Origin of the sequence: Moorena sp. SIO2C4, from assembly GCF_010672485.1 — a bacterium.
In the GTDB taxonomy this organism is placed as follows: Bacteria; Cyanobacteriota; Cyanobacteriia; order Cyanobacteriales; family Coleofasciculaceae; genus Moorena; species Moorena producens.
The window spans coordinates 1-1235 of the sequence record NZ_JAAHGN010001509.1 but is presented as its reverse complement, the minus strand read 5'-3'; the positions used below and the strand labels follow the sequence as shown (position 1 = coordinate 1235).

The window sequence follows — 1235 nt, the reverse complement described above, 5'->3', positions numbered from 1 at the left end:
TTTGAATACCTGGCAGAGCTCAACGGTGGCAAAATCCTGGTTCTCGACCAGCCTGAAAGCTGTCGAGGATCCGAACTCACAGCGGATCTTCTCTGAATCATTCACGTCTTCTCTTGTCGGGTTCACGGACTCCGAAAGTACGGGGCAAAAATCAAAAAAGATTCGGATATTCCTCAATGCTGAACAACGTTCCATTATTCGTAAATGGTTTGGAGTGTCCCGTTATGTATTCAATAAAACCGTCAAGATACTCCAAAATGGCGAAATAAAAGCTAATTGGAAAGCTATCAAAACTGGGATATTAAATGACCTTCCCGAGTGGTGTAAAGCAGTGCCTTATCAAATTAAATCCATAGCGATTAAGGATGCTTGCACCGCTGTCAGGGAATCCAAGAAAAAGTACAAAAAGACTGGGCAAATTAATCGGGTTAGGTTTAGGTCTCGAAAAAATCCTGTTCAGTCTTGCTACATCCCAAAGTCAGCGGTCTCGGAGAAGGGGGTTTATCACACAAAATTAGGGACTTTAACCTTTTCCGAATCTTTGCCTGATAACAGGGGAGATTGTCGATTAACCAGCACGAATGGGGACTACTATTTAACAGTCCCTCATCAAACTACTCAAACGAAAGCCGATAACCAAGGTAGAGTGGTAGCGATAGACCCCGGTGTTAGAACATTTCTGACGTTTTTTAGCGAAAATTCTGTAGGAAAGATTGGTCACGGAGATTTTTCCAGAATTCAGAGACTTTGTACTCATCTTGATAATTTACTGTCAAAAATTAGCAAGGCGTCTAGGAATCAGAAGCGACGAATGAGGAAAGCTGCTAGGCGAATTATCATTAGAATTCAAAATCTAATAAACGAACTCCATCACAAAGCTGCTCGATTCTTAGTTGACCACTTTGATGTGATATTACTTCCAACTTTTGAGACGTCTGAAATGTCAAAAAAAGGAAAAAGAAAAATCCGGTCAAAAACTGTACGGAATTTGCTCACATTTTCCCATTTTAGGTTTAAAGAGTTTTTAAAGCATAAAGCTTCGGAAACCGGCAAAATAGTAGTGGATGTTTGTGAAGCCTATACGAGTAAGACAGTTAGCTGGACTGGAGGTGCGGCTCGTTCTTACTAGGAGCCTCTAGAAACTAGAGGGGTATGAGTAAGGGGAATCGTGAGGGTAACACCCTCAAAAGATTTCTAACTATCTATTGGATGGCGGTGAAAACCCGCCCCTTGAA

Annotated in this window: 1 protein-coding gene; it reads left to right on the top strand. The window is 41.5% G+C overall.

What is annotated here, in order from left to right; genetic code table 11:
* Position 1: 1 nt before the first annotated feature.
* Positions 2–1129, top strand: a complete 1128-nt coding sequence (locus tag F6K20_RS39055; protein WP_502708939.1) for an RNA-guided endonuclease TnpB family protein — start codon at positions 2–4, stop codon at positions 1127–1129.
* Positions 1130–1235: the final 106 nt, after the last annotated feature.